General features: G+C 67.6%; 17 protein-coding genes. 5 read left to right on the forward strand and 12 right to left on the reverse strand.

Going from position 1 to position 17,048, the window contains the following annotated elements; genetic code table 11:
* Positions 1 to 28: 28 nt before the first annotated feature.
* The 4 genes from rnk to ahpC form a co-directional block, all read right to left on the reverse strand.
* Positions 29 to 436 carry a nucleoside diphosphate kinase regulator gene (gene rnk, locus ACTT2I_RS01730; RefSeq protein WP_088434906.1) on the reverse strand — a complete coding sequence of 136 codons (408 nt, stop codon included), beginning with the start codon at positions 434 to 436 and terminating at the stop codon, positions 29 to 31.
* A 138-nt stretch (positions 437 to 574) separates the two neighbouring features.
* Positions 575 to 1,531 carry a DNA-binding transcriptional regulator OxyR gene (gene oxyR, locus ACTT2I_RS01735; RefSeq protein WP_088434907.1) on the reverse strand — a complete coding sequence of 319 codons (957 nt, stop codon included), beginning with the start codon at positions 1,529 to 1,531 and terminating at the stop codon, positions 575 to 577.
* Between the two features lie 91 nt (positions 1,532 to 1,622).
* Positions 1,623 to 3,215 (reverse strand): alkyl hydroperoxide reductase subunit F, encoded by a 1,593-nt coding sequence (gene ahpF, locus ACTT2I_RS01740; protein ID WP_421100673.1) that lies wholly within the window; start codon positions 3,213 to 3,215, stop codon positions 1,623 to 1,625.
* A 151-nt stretch (positions 3,216 to 3,366) separates the two neighbouring features.
* Positions 3,367 to 3,930 (reverse strand): alkyl hydroperoxide reductase subunit C, encoded by a 564-nt coding sequence (gene ahpC / locus ACTT2I_RS01745; protein WP_019182410.1) that lies wholly within the window; start codon positions 3,928 to 3,930, stop codon positions 3,367 to 3,369.
* Between the two features lie 427 nt (positions 3,931 to 4,357).
* Between ahpC and prmC the strand changes: the two genes are divergently transcribed.
* Positions 4,358 to 5,206, forward strand: coding sequence for a peptide chain release factor N(5)-glutamine methyltransferase (gene prmC / locus ACTT2I_RS01750; protein WP_421100672.1), 849 nt, complete (start codon positions 4,358 to 4,360; stop codon positions 5,204 to 5,206).
* 102 nt (positions 5,207 to 5,308) lie between these two features.
* Entirely contained in the window at positions 5,309 to 6,253 is a 945-nt protein-coding gene (gene pip / locus ACTT2I_RS01755; RefSeq protein ID WP_088434909.1) for a prolyl aminopeptidase, read from the forward strand.
* A gap of 141 nt (positions 6,254 to 6,394) precedes the next feature.
* On the opposite strand, the gene ACTT2I_RS01760 is transcribed toward pip, so the two are convergent.
* Positions 6,395 to 7,282 carry a LysR family transcriptional regulator gene (locus ACTT2I_RS01760; protein ID WP_088434910.1) on the reverse strand — a complete coding sequence of 296 codons (888 nt, stop codon included), beginning with the start codon at positions 7,280 to 7,282 and terminating at the stop codon, positions 6,395 to 6,397.
* A 110-nt stretch (positions 7,283 to 7,392) separates the two neighbouring features.
* Between ACTT2I_RS01760 and ACTT2I_RS01765 the strand changes: the two genes are divergently transcribed.
* Positions 7,393 to 8,829, forward strand: coding sequence for an MFS transporter (locus ACTT2I_RS01765; RefSeq protein WP_421100670.1), 1,437 nt, complete (start codon positions 7,393 to 7,395; stop codon positions 8,827 to 8,829).
* Between the two features lie 36 nt (positions 8,830 to 8,865).
* Here the strand turns inward: ACTT2I_RS01765 and ACTT2I_RS01770 are convergent, their stop codons facing one another.
* Genes ACTT2I_RS01770 through ACTT2I_RS01785 form a run of 4 tightly spaced genes read right to left on the reverse strand, consistent with a single transcriptional unit; the run spans position 8,866 to position 11,758 of the window.
* Entirely contained in the window at positions 8,866 to 9,675 is an 810-nt protein-coding gene (locus ACTT2I_RS01770) for an N-formylglutamate amidohydrolase (protein ID WP_421100669.1), read from the reverse strand.
* Positions 9,668 to 10,219: an NUDIX hydrolase gene (locus ACTT2I_RS01775; protein ID WP_088434913.1), complete on the reverse strand. Its 552-nt coding sequence runs from the start codon at positions 10,217 to 10,219 to the stop codon at positions 9,668 to 9,670. Before ACTT2I_RS01775 ends, ACTT2I_RS01770 begins: the two co-directional genes overlap by 8 nt.
* A complete protein-coding gene (locus ACTT2I_RS01780) occupies positions 10,216 to 11,181 on the reverse strand; it encodes a 5'-3' exonuclease (protein WP_088434914.1) in 966 nt (321 codons plus the stop codon). The genes ACTT2I_RS01775 and ACTT2I_RS01780 overlap by 4 nt, the downstream gene beginning before the upstream one ends.
* A 1-nt stretch (position 11,182) precedes the next feature.
* Positions 11,183 to 11,758 carry a nitroreductase family protein gene (locus ACTT2I_RS01785; protein ID WP_088434915.1) on the reverse strand — a complete coding sequence of 192 codons (576 nt, stop codon included), beginning with the start codon at positions 11,756 to 11,758 and terminating at the stop codon, positions 11,183 to 11,185.
* Positions 11,759 to 12,089: 331 nt separating this feature from the next.
* Here ACTT2I_RS01785 and ACTT2I_RS01790 point away from each other — a divergent pair, with 331 nt between their 5' ends.
* The gene (locus tag ACTT2I_RS01790; protein ID WP_421100668.1) at positions 12,090 to 14,411 is read left to right on the forward strand and encodes a DUF1631 domain-containing protein; all 2,322 of its coding nucleotides are present in this window, start codon (positions 12,090 to 12,092) and stop codon (positions 14,409 to 14,411) included.
* Positions 14,412 to 14,483: 72 nt separating this feature from the next.
* The gene (locus ACTT2I_RS01795; protein WP_421100667.1) at positions 14,484 to 15,566 is read left to right on the forward strand and encodes an NAD(P) transhydrogenase subunit alpha; all 1,083 of its coding nucleotides are present in this window, start codon (positions 14,484 to 14,486) and stop codon (positions 15,564 to 15,566) included.
* A gap of 85 nt (positions 15,567 to 15,651) precedes the next feature.
* Here ACTT2I_RS01795 and ACTT2I_RS01800 read toward each other — a convergent pair whose 3' ends face one another.
* The 3 genes from ACTT2I_RS01800 to ACTT2I_RS01810 are packed head-to-tail and all read right to left on the reverse strand — an operon-like array spanning position 15,652 to position 16,987.
* Positions 15,652 to 16,080 carry a DUF3106 domain-containing protein gene (locus ACTT2I_RS01800; protein ID WP_088434918.1) on the reverse strand — a complete coding sequence of 143 codons (429 nt, stop codon included), beginning with the start codon at positions 16,078 to 16,080 and terminating at the stop codon, positions 15,652 to 15,654.
* A complete protein-coding gene (locus ACTT2I_RS01805) occupies positions 16,080 to 16,415 on the reverse strand; it encodes a hypothetical protein (RefSeq protein WP_421100666.1) in 336 nt (111 codons plus the stop codon). The genes ACTT2I_RS01800 and ACTT2I_RS01805 overlap by 1 nt, the downstream gene beginning before the upstream one ends.
* Complete coding sequence (locus tag ACTT2I_RS01810) at positions 16,412 to 16,987, reverse strand: RNA polymerase sigma factor (protein WP_421100665.1); 576 nt, start codon at positions 16,985 to 16,987, stop codon at positions 16,412 to 16,414. Before ACTT2I_RS01810 ends, ACTT2I_RS01805 begins: the two co-directional genes overlap by 4 nt.
* Positions 16,988 to 17,048: the final 61 nt, after the last annotated feature.

Here is a 17,048-nt window from a genome sequence, read left to right on the forward strand (position 1 = left end):
AACCTGCGCGATGACGCGGCAGGCGGGGTCAGGCGTGGGGCTGGTGATGGACGGCGGTCACCCGCAGGCGCAGCTTGCGCCCGCCCGGTGCCACCCAATCCATGGTCTGGCCGATCGACAGGCCGAGCAGGGCGGTGCCCACCGGTGCCAGGATCGATACCTTGCCCTGTTCAACATCGGCTTCACGCGGATAGACCAGCGTCAGAACGTGCTTTTCGTTCTGCAGCTCATCTTCGCACTCCACGCGCGAATGCATCATGACGGTGCCCTCGGGAACCTGGTCCGGCGCCACAACGGTCGCGCGGTTGAGTTCCTCGGCCAGGGCGATCCCGGCGGGGGTCTGGCTGACAGTGGGAGACTCGAGCATGGCATCCAGGCGGTCCATGTCGTGGCTTGAAACGATGATCGAGGGGGGCAGTCCGCTGGAAGTGGACATGGTGTAGCTCCTTGCGTTTGTGGAAGACCCATGCAAAAAGGCGGCGCCTGCTGGCACCGCCTCATCCTATTGTGCTGACAATCGTAGACGGATGCGACCCGTCCGGCGTATCGGCCCCGCCGGCCGGTTCAGTCAGGCTCAGCCAGCGCGTGGCAGCGGCGTGGCGGCGACACCCGGGACATCGGTCGACTCCAGCGCGAACAGGCCCTGCGGCAGCCGTTTGAACTGCTGGGCCAGCTGCTCCAGGAAGCCGGTCATCGCTGAACTGCGGCGCCAGGCCATCGCGATGCGGCGGCTGGGGCGGTCATCGCCACTGAAATCCAGCAGGCGGATGTTGTCCGAGCGCGGCACCGGTGGCTTGACCGACAGCGTCGGCAGCAGGGTGATGCCCACATCGGCGGCGACCATCTGCCGCAGCGTTTCCAGGCTGGTCGCGCGGAACTCCGACTTTTCGTTGGCACCAAACAGCCGGCAGACCGCCAGCGCCTGGTCGCGCAGGCAGTGCCCATCCTCGAGCAGCAGCAGCTTCTGCGAGGACAGCTCCTGCACATCCAGATGCTGGCGGCGCGCCAGCGGATGCTGCCGGGAGACCGCCAGCAGGAAGGGCTCTTCGAACAGGAACTCGGCATGCAGCTGGTCATCGTCCAGCGGCAGCGCCAGCAGGGCGGCATCCAGTTTGCCTTCGCGCAGGCGGGTCAGCAGCTCATCGCTCTTTTCCTCGACCAGCAGCAGCTCCAGCTGCGGGAAACGCTCGCGGATGTTGGGAATCACATGCGGCAGCAGGTACGGGCCCAGCGTCGGGAAGATGCCGAGCCGGACGGTGCCGGCTTCGGGATCGCGACTGCGCCGCGCGGCTTCTTTCATCTGTTCCACTTCGGCCACGATGGTGCGTGCGCGCGCGGCCGCTTCTACCCCGGCCGGGGTGAGCATCACCTTGCGCGGGGCGCGTTCCACCAACGGCAATCCCAGCTCGTCCTCGAGCTTGCGGATCTGGGTGGACAGGGTGGGCTGGCTGACGAAGCAGGCGGCGGCCGCCTTGCCGAAATGGCGGTGGTCGGCCAACGCCACCAGATACTTCAAATCACGTAGGTTCATTTCCTTGGACCTCTCACGGCAATGGACCGGGTGATGGCGTGGCTTACCCAGCAGACAGACAAGGTTCCCGGCGAACCGGGAACCGGACGTTTCAGGCAGCTTCGGCGACAGCGCCGCTGCTCTTGGGAACGGAGGTGCGGATCAGGTGATCAAAGGCGCTCAGTGCCGCAGTGGAACCGGCGCCCATCGCGATGACGATCTGCTTGTACGGAACGGTCGTGCAATCGCCTGCGGCGAAGACACCCGGCACGCTGGTCTGGCCGCGGTCGTCGATCAGGATCTCGCCACGCGGTGACAGGGCCACCGTGTCCTTCAACCATTCGGTATTCGGCAGAAGACCGATCTGCACGAAGATGCCTTCCAGTTCCACCCGGTGCGAATCGCCACCGACGCGGTCCTGATAGACCAGACCCGTCACTTTCTGGCCATCGCCCAGCACTTCCTGGGTGAGGGCGCTGGTGATGATGGTGACGTTGCCCAGACTGCGCAGCTTCTTCTGCAGTACTTCATCGGCCCGCAGTTTGTCATCAAATTCCAGAAGGGTCACATGCGTCACAAGGCCCGCCAGATCGATCGCCGCTTCCACGCCGGAGTTGCCACCGCCGATCACCGCCACGCGCTTGCCCTTGAACAACGGACCGTCGCAATGCGGGCAGTACGCCACGCCCTTGTTGCGGTACTGATCTTCGCCGGGCACGTTCATCTGGCGCCAGCGTGCACCGGTGGACAGGATCACCGAACGCGACTTCAGCGACGCGCCGTTCTCCAGTTTGATCTCGACCAGACCGTCATCGCCGGCGGGCACCAGCGCGGTGGCGCGCTGCAGGTTCATGATGTCCACCTCGTACTCGCGCACATGCTGTTCCAGCGCGGCGGCGAGCTTCGGACCTTCAGTTTCCTTGACGGAAATGAAGTTCTCGATCGCCATCGTATCCAGCACCTGGCCACCGAAGCGTTCGGCCGCCACACCGGTGCGGATGCCCTTGCGTGCGGCATAGATCGCCGCGGCCGCGCCGGCCGGTCCACCGCCCACCACCAGCACATCGAACGGTGCCTTGGTGCTCAGCTTTTCGGCATCGCGCTTGCTGGCGCCGGTGTCCAGCTTAGCCACGATCTGCTCCAGCGTCATGCGGCCCTGATCGAACACCTCGCCGTTGAGATACACGGTCGGCACGGACATGATCTGGCGCGCCTCGACCTCGGCCGGGAACAAGCCGCCATCGATGGCCACGTGCTGGATGCGCGGGTTCAACACGGCGGCCAGGTTCAGTGCCTGGACCACATCCGGGCAGTTCTGGCAGGACAGCGAGAAGTAGGTTTCGAAGCGGTACTCGCCCTCGAGATTGCGCACCTGCTCGATCAGCTCGGCGGTGGCCTTGGACGGGTGACCACCGACCTGCAGCAGGGCCAGCACCAGCGAGGTGAACTCATGGCCCATCGGCAGGCCCGCGAACACCAAGTGGATGTCCTGGCCCGGGGTGGTCAGCGCGAAGGAGGGCGTGCGCTCGCTGCTGTCGCGACGCACGTCCAGGCGGATCTGCGTGGAGAGCGTGGTCAGCGTGTTGAGCAGCTCGAGCATTTCCTGCGACTTGGCGCCGTCATCCACGTGCGCCGTGATCTGGATCGGACGGGTGACACGTTCCAGATAGGTCTTCAGCTGGGACTGGAGGTTGGCATCCAACATCGAAAAACTCCTTGATTCAGGCAAGGGAACAGCGTCGACGAACCCCGCGGGTGCATCTGCGCGACATGGGGGTGAACCGAAACCGGCGCGTGGGGCACCGGCTTGGGTTCACCCCCACCCCCGGCGGGCGGGGATGGGGATGAGGAGCGGCTTAGATCTTGCCGACCAGGTCCAGCGACGGGGTCAGGGTCTTCTCGCCTTCCTTCCACTTGGCCGGGCACACCTGGTTCGGGTTGGCGGCGGTGAACTGGGCAGCCTTCAGCTTGCGCAGGGTCTCGGAGACGTCACGGGCGATCTCGTTGGAGTGAATCTCCAGGGTCTTGATCACGCCTTCCGGGTTGATGATGAAGGTGCCGCGCAGGGCCAGGCCTTCTTCTTCGATGTGCACGCCGAAGGCGCGGGTCAGCTGGTGGGTCGGATCGCCGACCAGCGGGAACTGGGCCTTGCCGACAGCCGGCGAGGTTTCGTGCCACACCTTGTGCGAGAAGTGCGTGTCGGTGGTGACGATGTAGACCTCGGCGCCGGCCTTCTGGAACTCGGCGTAATGATCGGCGGCGTCTTCAATCTCGGTCGGGCAGTTGAAGGTGAACGCGGCCGGCATGAAGATCAGCACGGACCAGTGACCCTTCAGGGTGCTGTCGGAGACCTTGATGAACTCGCCGTTCTGGTAGGCGTTGGCTTCGAACGGCTGGATCTGGGTGTTGATGAGCGACATCGTTGTTCCTCTTGGTGAAGGGGGTGGGTGAAGCGACCAACACAGGTTAGCGGCTCCGTTCCCATAAGGACAATCCATTGATTGCATCTATGCGATAGTCACAGACTATCAAAATGGTCTGATCCTGTGATGAATGGTGATGGCCACATCCGTCAGAACCGTTGCAGCGCAATGACCGGCGCACCAAGCCAGGTGATGGGTGCAATAGTTTCTGCATATCCGTTGCCCCGGGAAGCTGAACGATGGCGGGCACGGTGTTACTGGTGCGCCCGGATTTCAGCCGGAAATCGATAGCTGGCACAAACCCATATATGAGTAGCGATGGGTGGATTCAATCGCCCGCCCGGTCGCAACTACGCGTCGCGCGCGCCCGGCCCGCAGGGGCCGGTGCACTACACTGCGCGCCCCGATGCTGCCCCGTCCCGCCATGACTGCCGCCCCGCCAGACGTCCGCCAGCTGCTCGCCGATGCCGCCACCCGCCTGCCGGGTGTGGAAGGCCGGCATGAAGCCGAACTGCTGTTGCTGCATGTGCTGGAGCGTGAACGCAGCTGGCTGTTCGCGCATGCCACCGATCCGGTCGAGCCGGCACACGTGGCGGCGTTCGAGGCGCTGCTCGCCAAACGCCTGGCTGGTGAGCCGGTGGCGTATCTGCTGGGCCGCCGCGGCTTCTGGACCCTCGATCTGGAGGTCAGCCCGGCCACCTTGATCCCGCGCCCGGAGACCGAGCTGCTGGTCGAGCTGGCGCTGGCGCGGTTGCCCGAAAACAGCGGGCTGCGGGTCGCCGACCTTGGCACTGGCAGTGGCGCGATCGCGCTGGCGCTGGCCAGCGAGCGCCCGCAGGCGCAGGTGGTCGCAACCGACCTCAGCCAAGCGGCCCTGGCGGTCGCCGCACGCAACGCGCAGCGCCACGCACTGGGCGACGTCCAGTTCCGGCAGGGTGCGTGGTACGCGCCACTGGCCGGTGAGCGCTTCGATCTGATCGCCACCAATCCCCCGTACATCGCCAGCGACGACCCGCACCTGGCGCAGGGCGATCTGCGTTTCGAACCCCTCACCGCGCTGGCCTCCGGCCACGATGGGCTGGACGACATCCGCCTGATCATCGACGGCGCGGCAGCGCATCTGCGGCCGGGCGGTTGGCTGCTGATCGAGCACGGCTGGGACCAGGGCGAAGCGATCCGCGCACTGCTGCAGCAGGCCGGTTTCCACGCGGTTGCCACAGAGCGCGATCTGGAACAGCGCGACCGGATAAGCCTGGGCTGTCTGCCCGGCTGACCGCGCGCCATCGCTGCGGGGACCCCGGGGCTAGAATGACCTGTCCACCGGGCCGCCGCGCAGCGTGATGCGGCGACTGTCATTCCACATGGAGTTCCTGTCATGCGTAAGCTGTATCCCGCCATCACCCCTTACGACGTCGGCACCCTGAAGGTCGATGACCGCCACACGCTGTATTTCGAGCAGTGCGGCAATCCCGACGGCAAGCCGGTGGTGATGCTGCACGGTGGCCCGGGCGGCGGCTGCAGCGACAAAATGCGCCAGTTCCACGACCCGGCCAAGTACCGGATCATTCTGTTCGACCAGCGCGGTGCCGGCCGTTCCACGCCGCATGCGGACCTGGTCGACAACACCACCTGGGACCTGGTCGCCGATATCGAAACGCTGCGCGAGCACCTCAAGGTGGATCGCTGGCAGGTGTTCGGCGGCAGCTGGGGCTCGACCCTGGCGCTGGCCTACGCGCAGACCCACCCGCAGCGCGTGACCGAGCTGGTCCTGCGCGGCATCTTCATGCTGCGCCGCTGGGAGCTGGAGTGGTTCTACCAGGAAGGCGCCAACCGCCTGTTCCCGGATGCGTGGGAGCACTACCTCAAGCCGATCCCGGCGGTAGAGCGCCACGACCTGATTTCGGCCTTCCACCGCCGCCTGACCAGTGATGATGAAGCCACCCGCCTGGCCGCGGCCAAGGCATGGAGCGTGTGGGAAGGCGCGACCAGCTTCCTGCACGTGGACGACGATTTCGTGAACAGCCATCAGGACCCGCAGTTCGCGCTGGCCTTCGCCCGCATCGAGAACCACTACTTCGTCAACGGCGGTTTCTTCGAGGTGGAAGAACAGCTGCTGCGCGACGCGCACCGCATCGCCGACATTCCGGGCGTGATCGTGCACGGCCGCTACGACGTGGTCTGCCCGCTGCAGAGTGCGTGGGAACTGCACAAGGCGTGGCCGAAATCGACGCTGGAGATCAGCCCGGCTTCGGGTCATTCCGCGTTTGAAGCGGAGAATGTCGACGCACTGGTGCGTGCGACGGATCGCTTCGCGGGTTGATGGAGGGGTGCCGACCGACCCCACGGTCGCCACCTCCCGTGCAACCCCCGGGCATCGCGCGGTGGATAACGACGTTGGTCGTGATCGCCATCGCCCCGTGCAGCACACGGTAGATCACGACCGTTGGTCGTGATCGGCCGGTCACCAGTTCCCGGCCAGCAACGCTTCGGCCAACACCTGCAGCTTCGGTGAGGCCTGCCGCGAAGGCGGGTACACCAACGACAGCACCCGGCTGCGGCCTTCGAAGGGCTGCAGCACCCGCTGCAGCCGCCCGTCGGCCAGCGCATCGGCGACCGCGAAATCCATCACCTGCACGATGCCGATCCCGGCCAGCGCGCCTTCCACCAACGGGTCGCCGCTGTCGAACACCATCCGCGCCGGTGGAGTGAATTCACGCAATTGGCCGTCGCCCTCGCGGAACTGCCAATCCACCAGCCGTCCGCTGCGCAGATTGCGCACCGCCAGGCAGGCGTGATCGTGCAGTGCATCCACCGTGGCCGGTTCTCCGTGCTGCGCGATGTAGGCCGGCGAGGCGACCGTGACCCAGTTCAACGGCCGCAGCGGGCGCGCCACCATGCGCACGTCACTGATCGGCCCGGTGCGCAGCGCGGCATCGAAGCCTTCTTCAACCAGATCGACCAGACGGTCGTTGAGCACCAGCTCGAACTGCAGCTGTGGGTGCGCCGCCATCAACTGCCCGGCCAGCGGCACCAGCACCTTGCGCCCGAACATCGACGGCGCGGTCAGCTTCAACACGCCCGAGGGCGTGGAGGGGCGATCGCCCAGCCGGCGCTCGGCATCCTCCAGCCCACTCAGCAGCGGCGCGCAGTGCTCGACGAACTGGCGGCCGTCCGGGGTCAGGCTGACATTGCGGGTATTGCGGTGGAGCAACCGCACCCCCAGGGCGCTCTCCAGCCGGCTGATCGCCCGCGACAACCCGGATTGGCTGATCCCCAGCTGCCCGGCGGCGAGGGTGAAGCTGCGCGCGTCGGCCACCTGCACCAGCATGCGCACGGCGTTGAGGTCCATGGATGTCTCCGATTCATGCGGATATGCATGACAGATATCGAAGTATCCGGGTTTATTTCTGCAGCGTCATCAATGAGACTGCCCACCTTCTTACGCAGTACCGAGTCGGCATGACCTCCCCCCTGTCTCCCGCTGGCGCGCCGGCGCCCGCATTTCCACGCCTGGCCCTGGCCTTGCTGGCCACCGCCCAGCTGATCATCGCGCTGGATTCCACGATCATCTTCGTCGCCCTGCACGAGATGGGCGCGCAGCTGCACATCAATGCCCAGCAGCTGCAGTGGATCGTCAGCGGCTATACGGTGGCCTTCGGCGGGTGCCTGCTGCTGGGCGGCCGTGCGGCGGATCTGCTCGGTCGCCGCCGGGTCTATCGGCTCGGCATGGCGCTGTTCGCGCTGGCTTCGCTGGTGGGTGGGTTCAGTGACAGTGCGTGGCTGCTGATCGCCGCCCGCGCGGTGCAGGGCATCGGCGCGGCGCTGCTGTTCCCGGCCACGCTGGCGCTGATCAATACGATCTATGCCGAAGGCGCGCCGCGCAACCGCGCGCTGGCGATCTGGTCGATGGCCAGCGCTGGCGGCCTGGCCTTGGGCACGCTGCTGGGGGGCGTGCTGACCCAGAGCTTCGGGTGGGCCTCGGTACTGCTGGTGATCGTGCCGTTCGCCGGGGGCTGCGCGCTGCTGGGCGGCTGGTGGCTGCCCCGGGATCCCGCGCCGCTGGCGGGCCGCTCATTCGATCTGGCCGGCTGTGTCACGGTGACCCTCGGCGGCAGCCTGCTGGTGACGACGCTGGTGCAGGGCCCGGAATGGGGGTGGTCGGCCCCGCGCACGCTGATCTGCCTGGCCGTGTCGGCGGTGATGCTGGCCGCCTTCGTGCAGATCGAGCGCCGCAGCCGCGACCCGCTGATGCAGTTCTCGCTGCTGCGCCTGCGCAGCCTGCGTGCGGCGATGCTGCTGACGATGCTGTTCATGAGCAGCTACGGCGTCCAGTACTACTTCCTGGCGCTGTACTACCAGGATGGCTACGGCTGGAGTGCGCTGCAGGCTGGCCTGGCGTTCCTGCCGCCGACCCTGGTCTGCACCTTCGGCATCCGCATCGCCGAGCGCATGCTCGCGCGGCGTTCGCCGCGCCAGGTACTGACGGTGGGCATGCTGGCCGGTGCGATCGGCATCGCCGCGGTCGCGGTTGCGCTGCCGTATGGCGCGACCTACTGGGCACTGCTGCCGGGCATCGTGGTGCTCAGCCTCGGCCAGGGCATCACCTGGACCTCGATGTGGATCGTGGCCGGGCAGGGCGTGCCGGCCGCGCAGCAGGGCGTGGCCTCGGGCATGGCCGCCACGGCGCAGCAGATCGGTGGCGCGCTGGGCCTGGCGCTGCTGGTGATGCTGGCCAATGCCGGGCGCGGCAGCGCCGGCGCAGGCAGTGAAGCGGCGCTGCAGGGCATGATCCATGCGCAGTACGGCGCGGCGTTGTTCGCGCTGGTAGGTGTGGGCGTGGCGCTGTGGCTGCGGCCGCAGCAGGAGGCCGTGCCTGCCCGACCGTGCCTCGAATGAACCCCGCCTCGATCGTCAGCCGGCTGGCGGCCGGCATCACCCAGGCGGCAATGCCTCCAGCTGCGGCTGCAGGGCGGTGAAGATGCGCGCCAGGCGCTGCGCCCAGGCCTGCTGGCCGGCGGCATCGGCAATCAGGTCCTGGCGGATCTCCAGCTCCACGTGCACCAGCCCGCGGCCTTCGCCATGCACCGGCACGGCGTAGTCGCTGGTGCTGCTGACGGCGTAGGGCTGGTTGTCGCCCACCACCAGGTCGCCTTCATCGCGCAGCGCCTCCAGCAGGCGATGCGCAAACCGCGTGTCGCGGTGGTACAGCACGCCGGCATGCCAAGGCCGCGCAGCGTCGTTCATCACCGGGGTGAAGCTGTGCATCATCACCAGCACCGTCGGCCGGGCCTGCGCCTGGCGGGTATCGAGCTCGGCATCGATGCGTGCATGGTAGGGCGCATGGATCGCGTCGATGCGCTGCTGACGCTGCAGCGCTGACAGGCGCTGATTGCCGGGTACGACGGTGAGGTCGCTGACCTCTGGCATCAACGTGGGCGAGGCCAACGGCCGGTTGCAGTCGATCACCAGCCGCGAATACGTCTGCGTGATCGCCCACGCATCCAGCAGGCGTGCCAGTTCAACGGTGACCCCGGCGATGCCGATGTCCCAGCCGATGTGGCGGTCCAGTTCGTGCTGCGGCAGGCCGAGGCCGGCCAGTGACGCCGGCACCTGCTGGCCGGCATGGTCGGCGATCAGCAGATAGGACGAGCGGCCCTGCGCCTGATGCACGGTGAACGGCGCCGGATCGGCCGGCCCCAGCAGCGATGTACCGGTGTGCGGATGGATCGACGCATCAGCCACGCGGGGTACCGTCCAGATGGTGTTCGATCATCCACAGCCCGGCCCACAACTTGGCGTCCAGTTCGTAGCCCTGGCCCATCTTCTCGACCAGCCACGCGGCGGCGCGGGCACGCGGAATCTCGTGCACGGTGATGTCTTCGCTGGCATCGCCACCGCCCTCACCGACCTTGCGCAGGCCGGTGGCGCGCACGAAGGCGATCTTCTCGCTGCTGGCGCCGGAGGAGGTGGGCCCGATCATCAGCACTTCGGCATGCGCGGCGGTCCAACCGGTTTCTTCTTCGAGTTCGCGCACCGCCGAGACCTCGATCGATTCACCGGCATCGATGTCGCCGACCAGGCCGGCCGGCATCTCGATGGTCTTGGCCTGCAGCGGGACGCGGAACTGCTCGACGAACAGCACCGTGTCGTCGGGCGTGACCGCGATGATGATCGCGGCCAGGCCACCGGCGTGGGTGCGCTCGCTGTACTCCCACGTGCCGCGCACGACCATGCGCTGGTACTTGCCTTCAAAAACGACCTTCGGGGCTTGCGTATTGGGGCTCATGCGAACTCGCTGGCAACGGAAGAGGAATCGGACAGGCCGGCGGCGGTGAACAGGCGGCGCCGGGTCAGCGGCCCGAACCGCAGTGCATCGCACAGGCCCTGCAGCATCTGTGCATCGGCGACGCCACGGCTGAAGTCGGCGGCGGCGCCGTCCAGCGGTGCATCCAGCGCAATGGTGGTCAGCTGGCGCCACAGCAGCGCATGCTCGCGCTGTTCGCGCAGGCGCACCGCCATCTGCGCCGCGCCACGCAGGCGCAGGAACGGCACTTCATCCAGGCGCTCGTAGAGCACATCCAGGCTGCCGAAGTGGGCCAGCAGCACTGCCGCGGATTTGGCCCCCACGCCGGTCACGCCGGGGATGTTGTCCACCGCATCGCCGCACAGCGCCAGGTAGTCGGCGATCTGGTGCGCATGCACGCCGTGGCGGGCTTTGACACCGGCCATGCCCCAGCGCTGGTTGCGGGCGTAATCCCATTGTTCGTCATGCTCGAACAGCAACTGCGACAGATCCTTGTCGGCGGAGATGATCACCCCGCGCATGCCGGCATCGCGGCGTGCATGCAGGGCGCTGCCGATCAGGTCGTCGGCCTCGTATTCGTGGTGGGCCAGCACGGCCAGGCCAAGCGCGGTACACAACGCCTTGCAGTGGGCGAACTGGCGGCGCAGCGCGTCGGGTGCGGGATCGCGGTTGGCCTTGTAGGCAGCGTAGATCCGGTGCCGGAAGCAGCTGTCCAGTGCTTCATCGAAGGCGATGGCGATGTTGGCCGGGCGCTCGCGCTCAAGCAGATCCAGCAGGAAACGCGCGAAGCCGTGCACGGCATTGGTCGGCCAGCCCTGCTGGTCCTGGAATTCGTCGGGCATCGAGTGCCACGCGCGGAACACGTACAGGCTGGCATCGACCAGATACAACGGCGCACGCAGCGGCGGCGGGGCCAGGCCCGGGCCAGCAGAAAGGGCGGACATCTCAGCCCTCCCAGTCCTGCAGCAGGGCGGCCGGGTCCGGGCGCTCGCGTTCGGGCACCTCGGTCTTCGGCGTGCCGATATGGATGAAGCCGGCGATCTGCTCGCCCTCGGCCAGGCCCAGGTGGGCATGCACGGCCGGGTCGAACGCCATCCAGGCGGTCAGCCACTGCGCCCCGAAGCCCAGCGCCTGGGCGGCCTGCAGCAGCGCGAAGCAGACGCAGCCGGCGGTCATCAGCTGCTCGGCCTCGGGCACTTTGGGGCTCGGGCGCGGGCTGGCGATGACAGTGATGATCAGCGGCGCATGGGAAAAGCGCTGGCGGTCCTTGTCCAGCTGGGCCGGCGACACCTGGGGATCACGCTGGAGGGCGCGTTCGGCCAGGAAGGCGCCCAGACTGTGACGCGCATCGCCGGCCAACCGCAGGAAGCGGTAGGGCACCAGCTTGCCGTGGTCCGGCACGCGCACCGCCGAGGTCAGCATCCGCATCAGGGTGGCTGCGTCAGGGCCGGGCTCGCCGAGTTGCTTGGCGGGGACCGAACGGCGGGCGTCCAGGGCGTGCAGAGCGGGGGGGACGGACATGGGCTCTCAATCTGGCTTCACGGTGCCCCGATTATAGTCGCCACCGTTCGTGACACGGCCGTGGGCTATCTCGGTGCAATTTGCGACAAAACGTGATGAACATCACCTAATCAGCGGACTTCCTTCACGTGGCTGTACTCGCTTCCACGGCCTGCTGCGCTTACGATACAAAGCCTGCCGGGTCACCGGTAACGAGGTTTAAAGTGTCGACTGTTTCACTGTCTCTGACCGGTCGGCCGGCCTACCATCCGAGCGTGGGCGCATGGGGTGCGCCGGCGTTCGTTGTATCCATGTTGTACTCAGTGCCTGCGAGGGTGGGGAGCCTTTTCGCATGATCGCCACGCCCAATGTAGGGGGGCACCCGGGCCGTGACCCGGCGTTGTTGAAGATGGCCCGTGAGGCCGTGCTGCCGGGGCTGGTCGAGTCGTTCTCGACGGTGCTGGCGCGCTTTGATGATGTGTTGTTCGACCGTGCCGGGACTGCCGGCGCGTCGCAGTTGCTGTTCCTGGATGGCATGCGCGAGCTGCGCCGCCGCCGGGACGACATCGTGGCCGGCTTCCGCACGCATCTGACCCAGGCCTGGGAGGCGCTGGAGCGGGGTGAACCGCTGTCGGCCGAGGCCACCCTGGCCGGCCAGATCGAGGATGGCCTGAGCCTGGTGCCCGAACACGTGCTGGAATCCCGGCTGGCGGTGCGCAACTTCGCCACCGTGCTGCTGCGTGATTTCAAGCCGGTGCTGTCGCGGCTGGATCGCCGCCTGGGCATGATCGCCGGTGGGCTGGACCTGCAGGCCGACACCAATCCGATCAGCCCCGAGCACCTCGGTGTGGCCATCCACGAGGCCTTCGCCGATTGTGAACTGGCCCCGGAAGTACGGCTGGTGCTGATCAAGCTGTGCGAGCGCGATCTGCAGCAGCCGATCGGCAAGCGCTATGAGTATCTGGATGAACAACTGGCCGCTGCGGGCGTGATGCCGCAGATGGCCGCGCGTCGGCCCCCGCCGCGCGCACCCTCGCCGCCGCCGCGCGAAGACCGCGACACCTTCGATGGGTTCGAGCCCGAGGCCGGCATGGGACCGGCGGGCGACGAGGGCCAGGCACCGGCTTGGGCCCGCCGTTTCGCCGACCGCTGGGCCGAGAGCCGTGGTCGCCTCCAGGGCGGATCGCATGCAGCACACGAAGGCCCGGGCGAGGGCGGTGACAGCCTTGGCGGCAACCAGGGCATGCTGCTCGATGCGCTGCATGAGCTGCTGCAGCAGACCCGCCACGTGCGTGAGGACGCCACCTCGGCGGCCAGCGTCGCGGTGGGCCAGCAGCGCCCCCTGAGCCAGCGCGAAATGATGTCGGTGCTGTCGCTGCTGCAGGCCACGCCGAGTGCGACCCTGCGCGCAGCGATCGGTGAAGACGGCGAATCGCTGGCGCAGCGGTTGAAGAGCGAGGTGCTGTCCGGCGCGACCCGGCTCGGGGTGGATCCCGCGCAGGCGCGGCTGGACCCGCAGGACGAGGACGCGATCGATCTGGTCGGCATGCTGTTCGATGTGATGCTCGATGAGCGCGACCTGGAGGGCCGCTCGCGCGAGCTGATCGGCCGGCTGGTGGTGCCCTTCGTCAAGGTCGCCATGCTTGACCGCCGCATGTTCGTGCAGAAGACCCACCCGGCGCGCAAGCTGCTCAACTCGCTGGCCGAAGCCTGCGAAGGCAACACCGGCGAGAGCCAGGCCGAGCGCGTGCTGATGGGCAAGGTCGAGGAAATCATCGAGCGGCTGGTCGCCGAGTTCAACGAGAACCTGGCGATCTTCCTCACCCTGGAAGAAGAATTCCGCGAGTTCCTGACCCAGCACCGGCGCCGGATCGAGATCGCCGAGCGCCGGGCCGCCGAGACCCAGCGCGGCCAGGAAAAGCTCGAGATGGCGCGCCAGCGCGCCAGTACCGAATTGGACCGCCGCATTGGCGATGCCACGCTGCCACAGGCGATCGGCGAGTTCCTGCGCCAGCCCTGGCAGCACCACCTGACCCTGACCGTGCTGCGCGAAGGCGAAGACGGGGCGTCGGTCGGGGAGGCGCTGAGCCTGGCCGATGGCCTGTTGGATGAAGTTGCCGAGGCGCGCCGGCATATCGTCGGCAAGCCGTGGCTGCAGGCCTGGCATCCCGCGCTGCGCAAGGTGTTCGCCAGCGTCGGTGTGCATGCCGATGCGGCCACCAGCGCCATCGATGCATTGCACGACACCCTGCAGGGCATCGCCGAATCGCGCCCCGAGCTCGAACGCGCGCTGCCCGAACTGCCGCAGGTCGCGCTGCCTTCGCCACCGGCCCAGGAATCGGCGTCGGTGGAGCTGGGCAGCAAGGTGGATGTCAGCGATTTCGACAACGCCGATGCCGACCGCTTCCGCGGTCTGGAGATCGGCAGCTGGCTGGATTTCGTCGACAAGGATGGCAAGGTCCAGGCCGGCAAGCTGTCCTGGGTGAGCCCGATTTCCCAGCGCCTGCTGTTCGTCAACCGGCGCGGGGTGCGCTTCTGCGTCGCCTCGCCGGAAGAACTGGCGGTGATGGTGCGCCTGGGGCGTCTGCGGGCGCATATCGACGATGGTGCCTTCGACAGCGCCATGCAGGGCGTGATTGATCGGCTGGATACCAAGAACGCCACCGTGCATTGACCCCCGGGGGCCACCTTGGCCTGACGATCAGGTTACGATCAGCCCACAATCCGCTGATCGTCGGGGACAGGCATGGCTGTCGAGGTGTTGGTGGTAAAGGAACACGCGCCGGGGGAACGGCGCGTGGCGATGACGCCGGAAACGGCGCGCAAGCTGATCGCGCTCGGCGCGGGCGTGTCATTCGAACCCGGCGCCGGGTTGGCTGCCGGTTTCCCGGATGCGTTGTATCAGGACGTCGGGGCCCAGCCAGCCGATGACACGCGCCTGGCCCAGGCCGACATCGTGCTGTGCGTGCAGCCACTGTCCAATGACCGCCTTGCCCGGTTGAAGTCCGGTGCCAGTCTGATCGGCATGCTGCACCCGCAGGCCGATGCCGAACGCGCGGGCCTGATCCAGTCACGTGGCCTGCAGGCGTTCCCGCTGGAACGCTTGCCGCGCACCACGCGCGCCCAATCGATGGATGTCCTCAGTTCGCAGGCCGGCATGGCCGGTTACAAGGCCACCCTGATCGCCGCCCAGCGCGCGCCGCGCTTCTTCCCGATGCTCACCACCGCCGCCGGCACGATCCGCCCCTCCAAGGTACTGGTGGTCGGCGCCGGCGTGGCCGGCCTGCAGGCCATCGCGACCGCGCGCCGTCTCGGCGCGCAGGTGGAAGGCTTCGATGTACGCCCGGAAACCCGCGAGCAGATCGAATCGCTGGGCGGCAAATTCCTGGATCTGGGGGTCAGCGCCGTGGGCGAGGGCGGTTACGCGCGGCCGTTGACCGATGAGGAACGCGCCGAGCAGCAGCGCCGCCTCGGCGAGCACCTGCGCACGGTGGACGTGGTGATCTGTACCGCCGCGGTGCCGGGTCGGCCAGCGCCTAAGATCGTCAGCACTGCGATGGCACGCGGCATGAAACCGGGCAGCGTGATCGTCGATCTGGCCGCGGAAACCGGCGGCAACTGCGAAGCCACCCAACCGGGCGAGGTGGTGGATCTGGACGGGGTGCTCATCGACGGTCCGCTCAACCTGGCCAGCCAGGGCGCGGTGCATGCCAGTGAGATGTACGCCCGCAACGTCTACAACTTCGTCGCGCTGTTCCTGAAAGACGGCGCCGTCACCTTCGACTGGGACGACGAACTGCTCGCCAAAACCCGCTGGGTCGCCGCCTGAGAAAACGGGGACGGGGGTAGTTAATAACTACCCCCGTCCCCGTTATTGGGGGTAGTTAATAACTACCCCCGTCCCCGTTATTGCGTCAGCGCTTCGGCGGTGGCGCCGTGGGGGCCGGGTTGGCCTTCAGCCACGCCTTGCGTTCGTCCGGGGTCATCCGCGCCCAGCGGTCGCGCAGGTCCTGGCGCTGCTCGGGGCTCATGCTGCGCATCTGACCGAACAGCGCGCGCGCCTGCTCGCGCTGCTCCGGCGTCATGTTCTCGAAACGGTGGCGGCCGCGGTGCGCCTGCGCACGCTGTTCCGGGGTCATGGTCAGCCAGCGCTGGCCGTGCTGCAGCATCCGCTCGCGCTGCGGGGCAGGCGCATCGTTCCAACGATCACGGACGGGCGCGATCAACGCCTCGCGCTGCTGCGGGCTGAGTGCGTCCCAGTCCGGCAGCGGGGCAGTCTGGGCCCAGCCGGTCGCACTCAACGTCAGCAACAGCAGCCCCAGGGACAGTCGCAGTTTCATCATTACTCCATTGCCAGGTCGGTACCGCCCAGCCACAAATACAGATCGGGATTCTCGTCAAGGACATCGCTGCCGTCGTCGGTGGCGCTCGCCGTCACCGGTGCCGGCGGGGCGTTCGATTCGCCGAGGAGGAAACTGTAGCCCAAGGCGAGCCCGACCACCGCCGAACAGGCGGTCGCCATCCACCAGGACGGAGCATGCCGCTTGGCCGGCGAGGCCGCATGGCGCGCGCTGCGCAGCCGCGCCAGCGTCGTCGGCGAGAGCGTATCCAGTGCCTGCGCATGCAGCTGCCGCAGGGCGGCATCGTCAGGCATCGAAGGGGACAGGGGGCGGTTCACAGGGCGATCTCCAGAGACTGCTGCAGCGCCTGGCGGGCGCGCGAAAGATGGGTTTTGACCGCGCCTTCGCTGCAGCCCATGGCCTTGGCCGTGGTGGCGCCGTTCAGGTCCTGCAGCACCCGCAGGGTGAAGGCCTCGCGCTGGCGCGCCGGCAGCTCCCGCAGCGCCTGTACCAGCTGCGCGTACTGATCGCGCTGCTCATGCGCCTGGGCCGGGCCGGGAGCGCTGTCGGCCCAGTCGATGTCATGCTCGCCACCGGCCTCGTCGCTGCTGCGCCAGAACTTCAGGCGGAAGCCGCGGCGGCGCTGCAGATCCACCACGCGGCGGCGCAGGATGCTCCAGAACAACGGCGCCCATTCGGCGGCAGGTTTGTCGCGGTAGCCGAGCATCTTCAACATGCTGTCCTGCACCGCATCCAGCGCGTCCTCGCGCTGACGCAGGCCGGCCTCGGCGAAGCGGAACGCGCGCGGGCCGATCCCGGCCAGGAAGGCATCCAGCGATACCGGCAACGCCGCCGCGGGCGTGGCGGGCAGGTCGGCATCCGTCGACGGTAGGGGAGAGCTCACCAGCACAGGGTAGCGTTCCGGCAGGGGGATACCGTGAGAACGCACCAGGGCAGGCGCGGTTGACCGG

This window comes from Stenotrophomonas sp. PUT21, assembly GCF_052232875.1.
Classification (GTDB): Bacteria; Pseudomonadota; Gammaproteobacteria; order Xanthomonadales; family Xanthomonadaceae; genus Stenotrophomonas; species Stenotrophomonas maltophilia_N.

What these genes read in the sequence shown, in the direction of transcription:
- ACTT2I_RS01775 (WP_088434913.1), bottom strand. Translation starts at nt 10,219, where the DNA reads ATGAGCCCCAATACGCAAGCCCCGAAGGTCGTTTTTGAAGGCAAGTAC.
- ACTT2I_RS01795 (WP_421100667.1), top strand. Translation starts at nt 14,484, where the DNA reads ATGGCTGTCGAGGTGTTGGTGGTAAAGGAACACGCGCCGGGGGAACGG.
- ahpC (WP_019182410.1), bottom strand. Translation starts at nt 3,930, where the DNA reads ATGTCGCTCATCAACACCCAGATCCAGCCGTTCGAAGCCAACGCCTAC.
- ACTT2I_RS01765 (WP_421100670.1), top strand. Translation starts at nt 7,393, where the DNA reads ATGACCTCCCCCCTGTCTCCCGCTGGCGCGCCGGCGCCCGCATTTCCA.
- oxyR (WP_088434907.1), bottom strand. Translation starts at nt 1,531, where the DNA reads ATGAACCTACGTGATTTGAAGTATCTGGTGGCGTTGGCCGACCACCGC.
- ahpF (WP_421100673.1), bottom strand. Translation starts at nt 3,215, where the DNA reads ATGTTGGATGCCAACCTCCAGTCCCAGCTGAAGACCTATCTGGAACGT.
- ACTT2I_RS01760 (WP_088434910.1), bottom strand. Translation starts at nt 7,282, where the DNA reads ATGGACCTCAACGCCGTGCGCATGCTGGTGCAGGTGGCCGACGCGCGC.
- rnk (WP_088434906.1), bottom strand. Translation starts at nt 436, where the DNA reads ATGTCCACTTCCAGCGGACTGCCCCCCTCGATCATCGTTTCAAGCCAC.
- ACTT2I_RS01800 (WP_088434918.1), bottom strand. Translation starts at nt 16,080, where the DNA reads ATGATGAAACTGCGACTGTCCCTGGGGCTGCTGTTGCTGACGTTGAGT.
- ACTT2I_RS01780 (WP_088434914.1), bottom strand. Translation starts at nt 11,181, where the DNA reads ATGTCCGCCCTTTCTGCTGGCCCGGGCCTGGCCCCGCCGCCGCTGCGT.
- prmC (WP_421100672.1), top strand. Translation starts at nt 4,358, where the DNA reads ATGACTGCCGCCCCGCCAGACGTCCGCCAGCTGCTCGCCGATGCCGCC.
- ACTT2I_RS01785 (WP_088434915.1), bottom strand. Translation starts at nt 11,758, where the DNA reads ATGTCCGTCCCCCCCGCTCTGCACGCCCTGGACGCCCGCCGTTCGGTC.
- pip (WP_088434909.1), top strand. Translation starts at nt 5,309, where the DNA reads ATGCGTAAGCTGTATCCCGCCATCACCCCTTACGACGTCGGCACCCTG.
- ACTT2I_RS01790 (WP_421100668.1), top strand. Translation starts at nt 12,090, where the DNA reads ATGATCGCCACGCCCAATGTAGGGGGGCACCCGGGCCGTGACCCGGCG.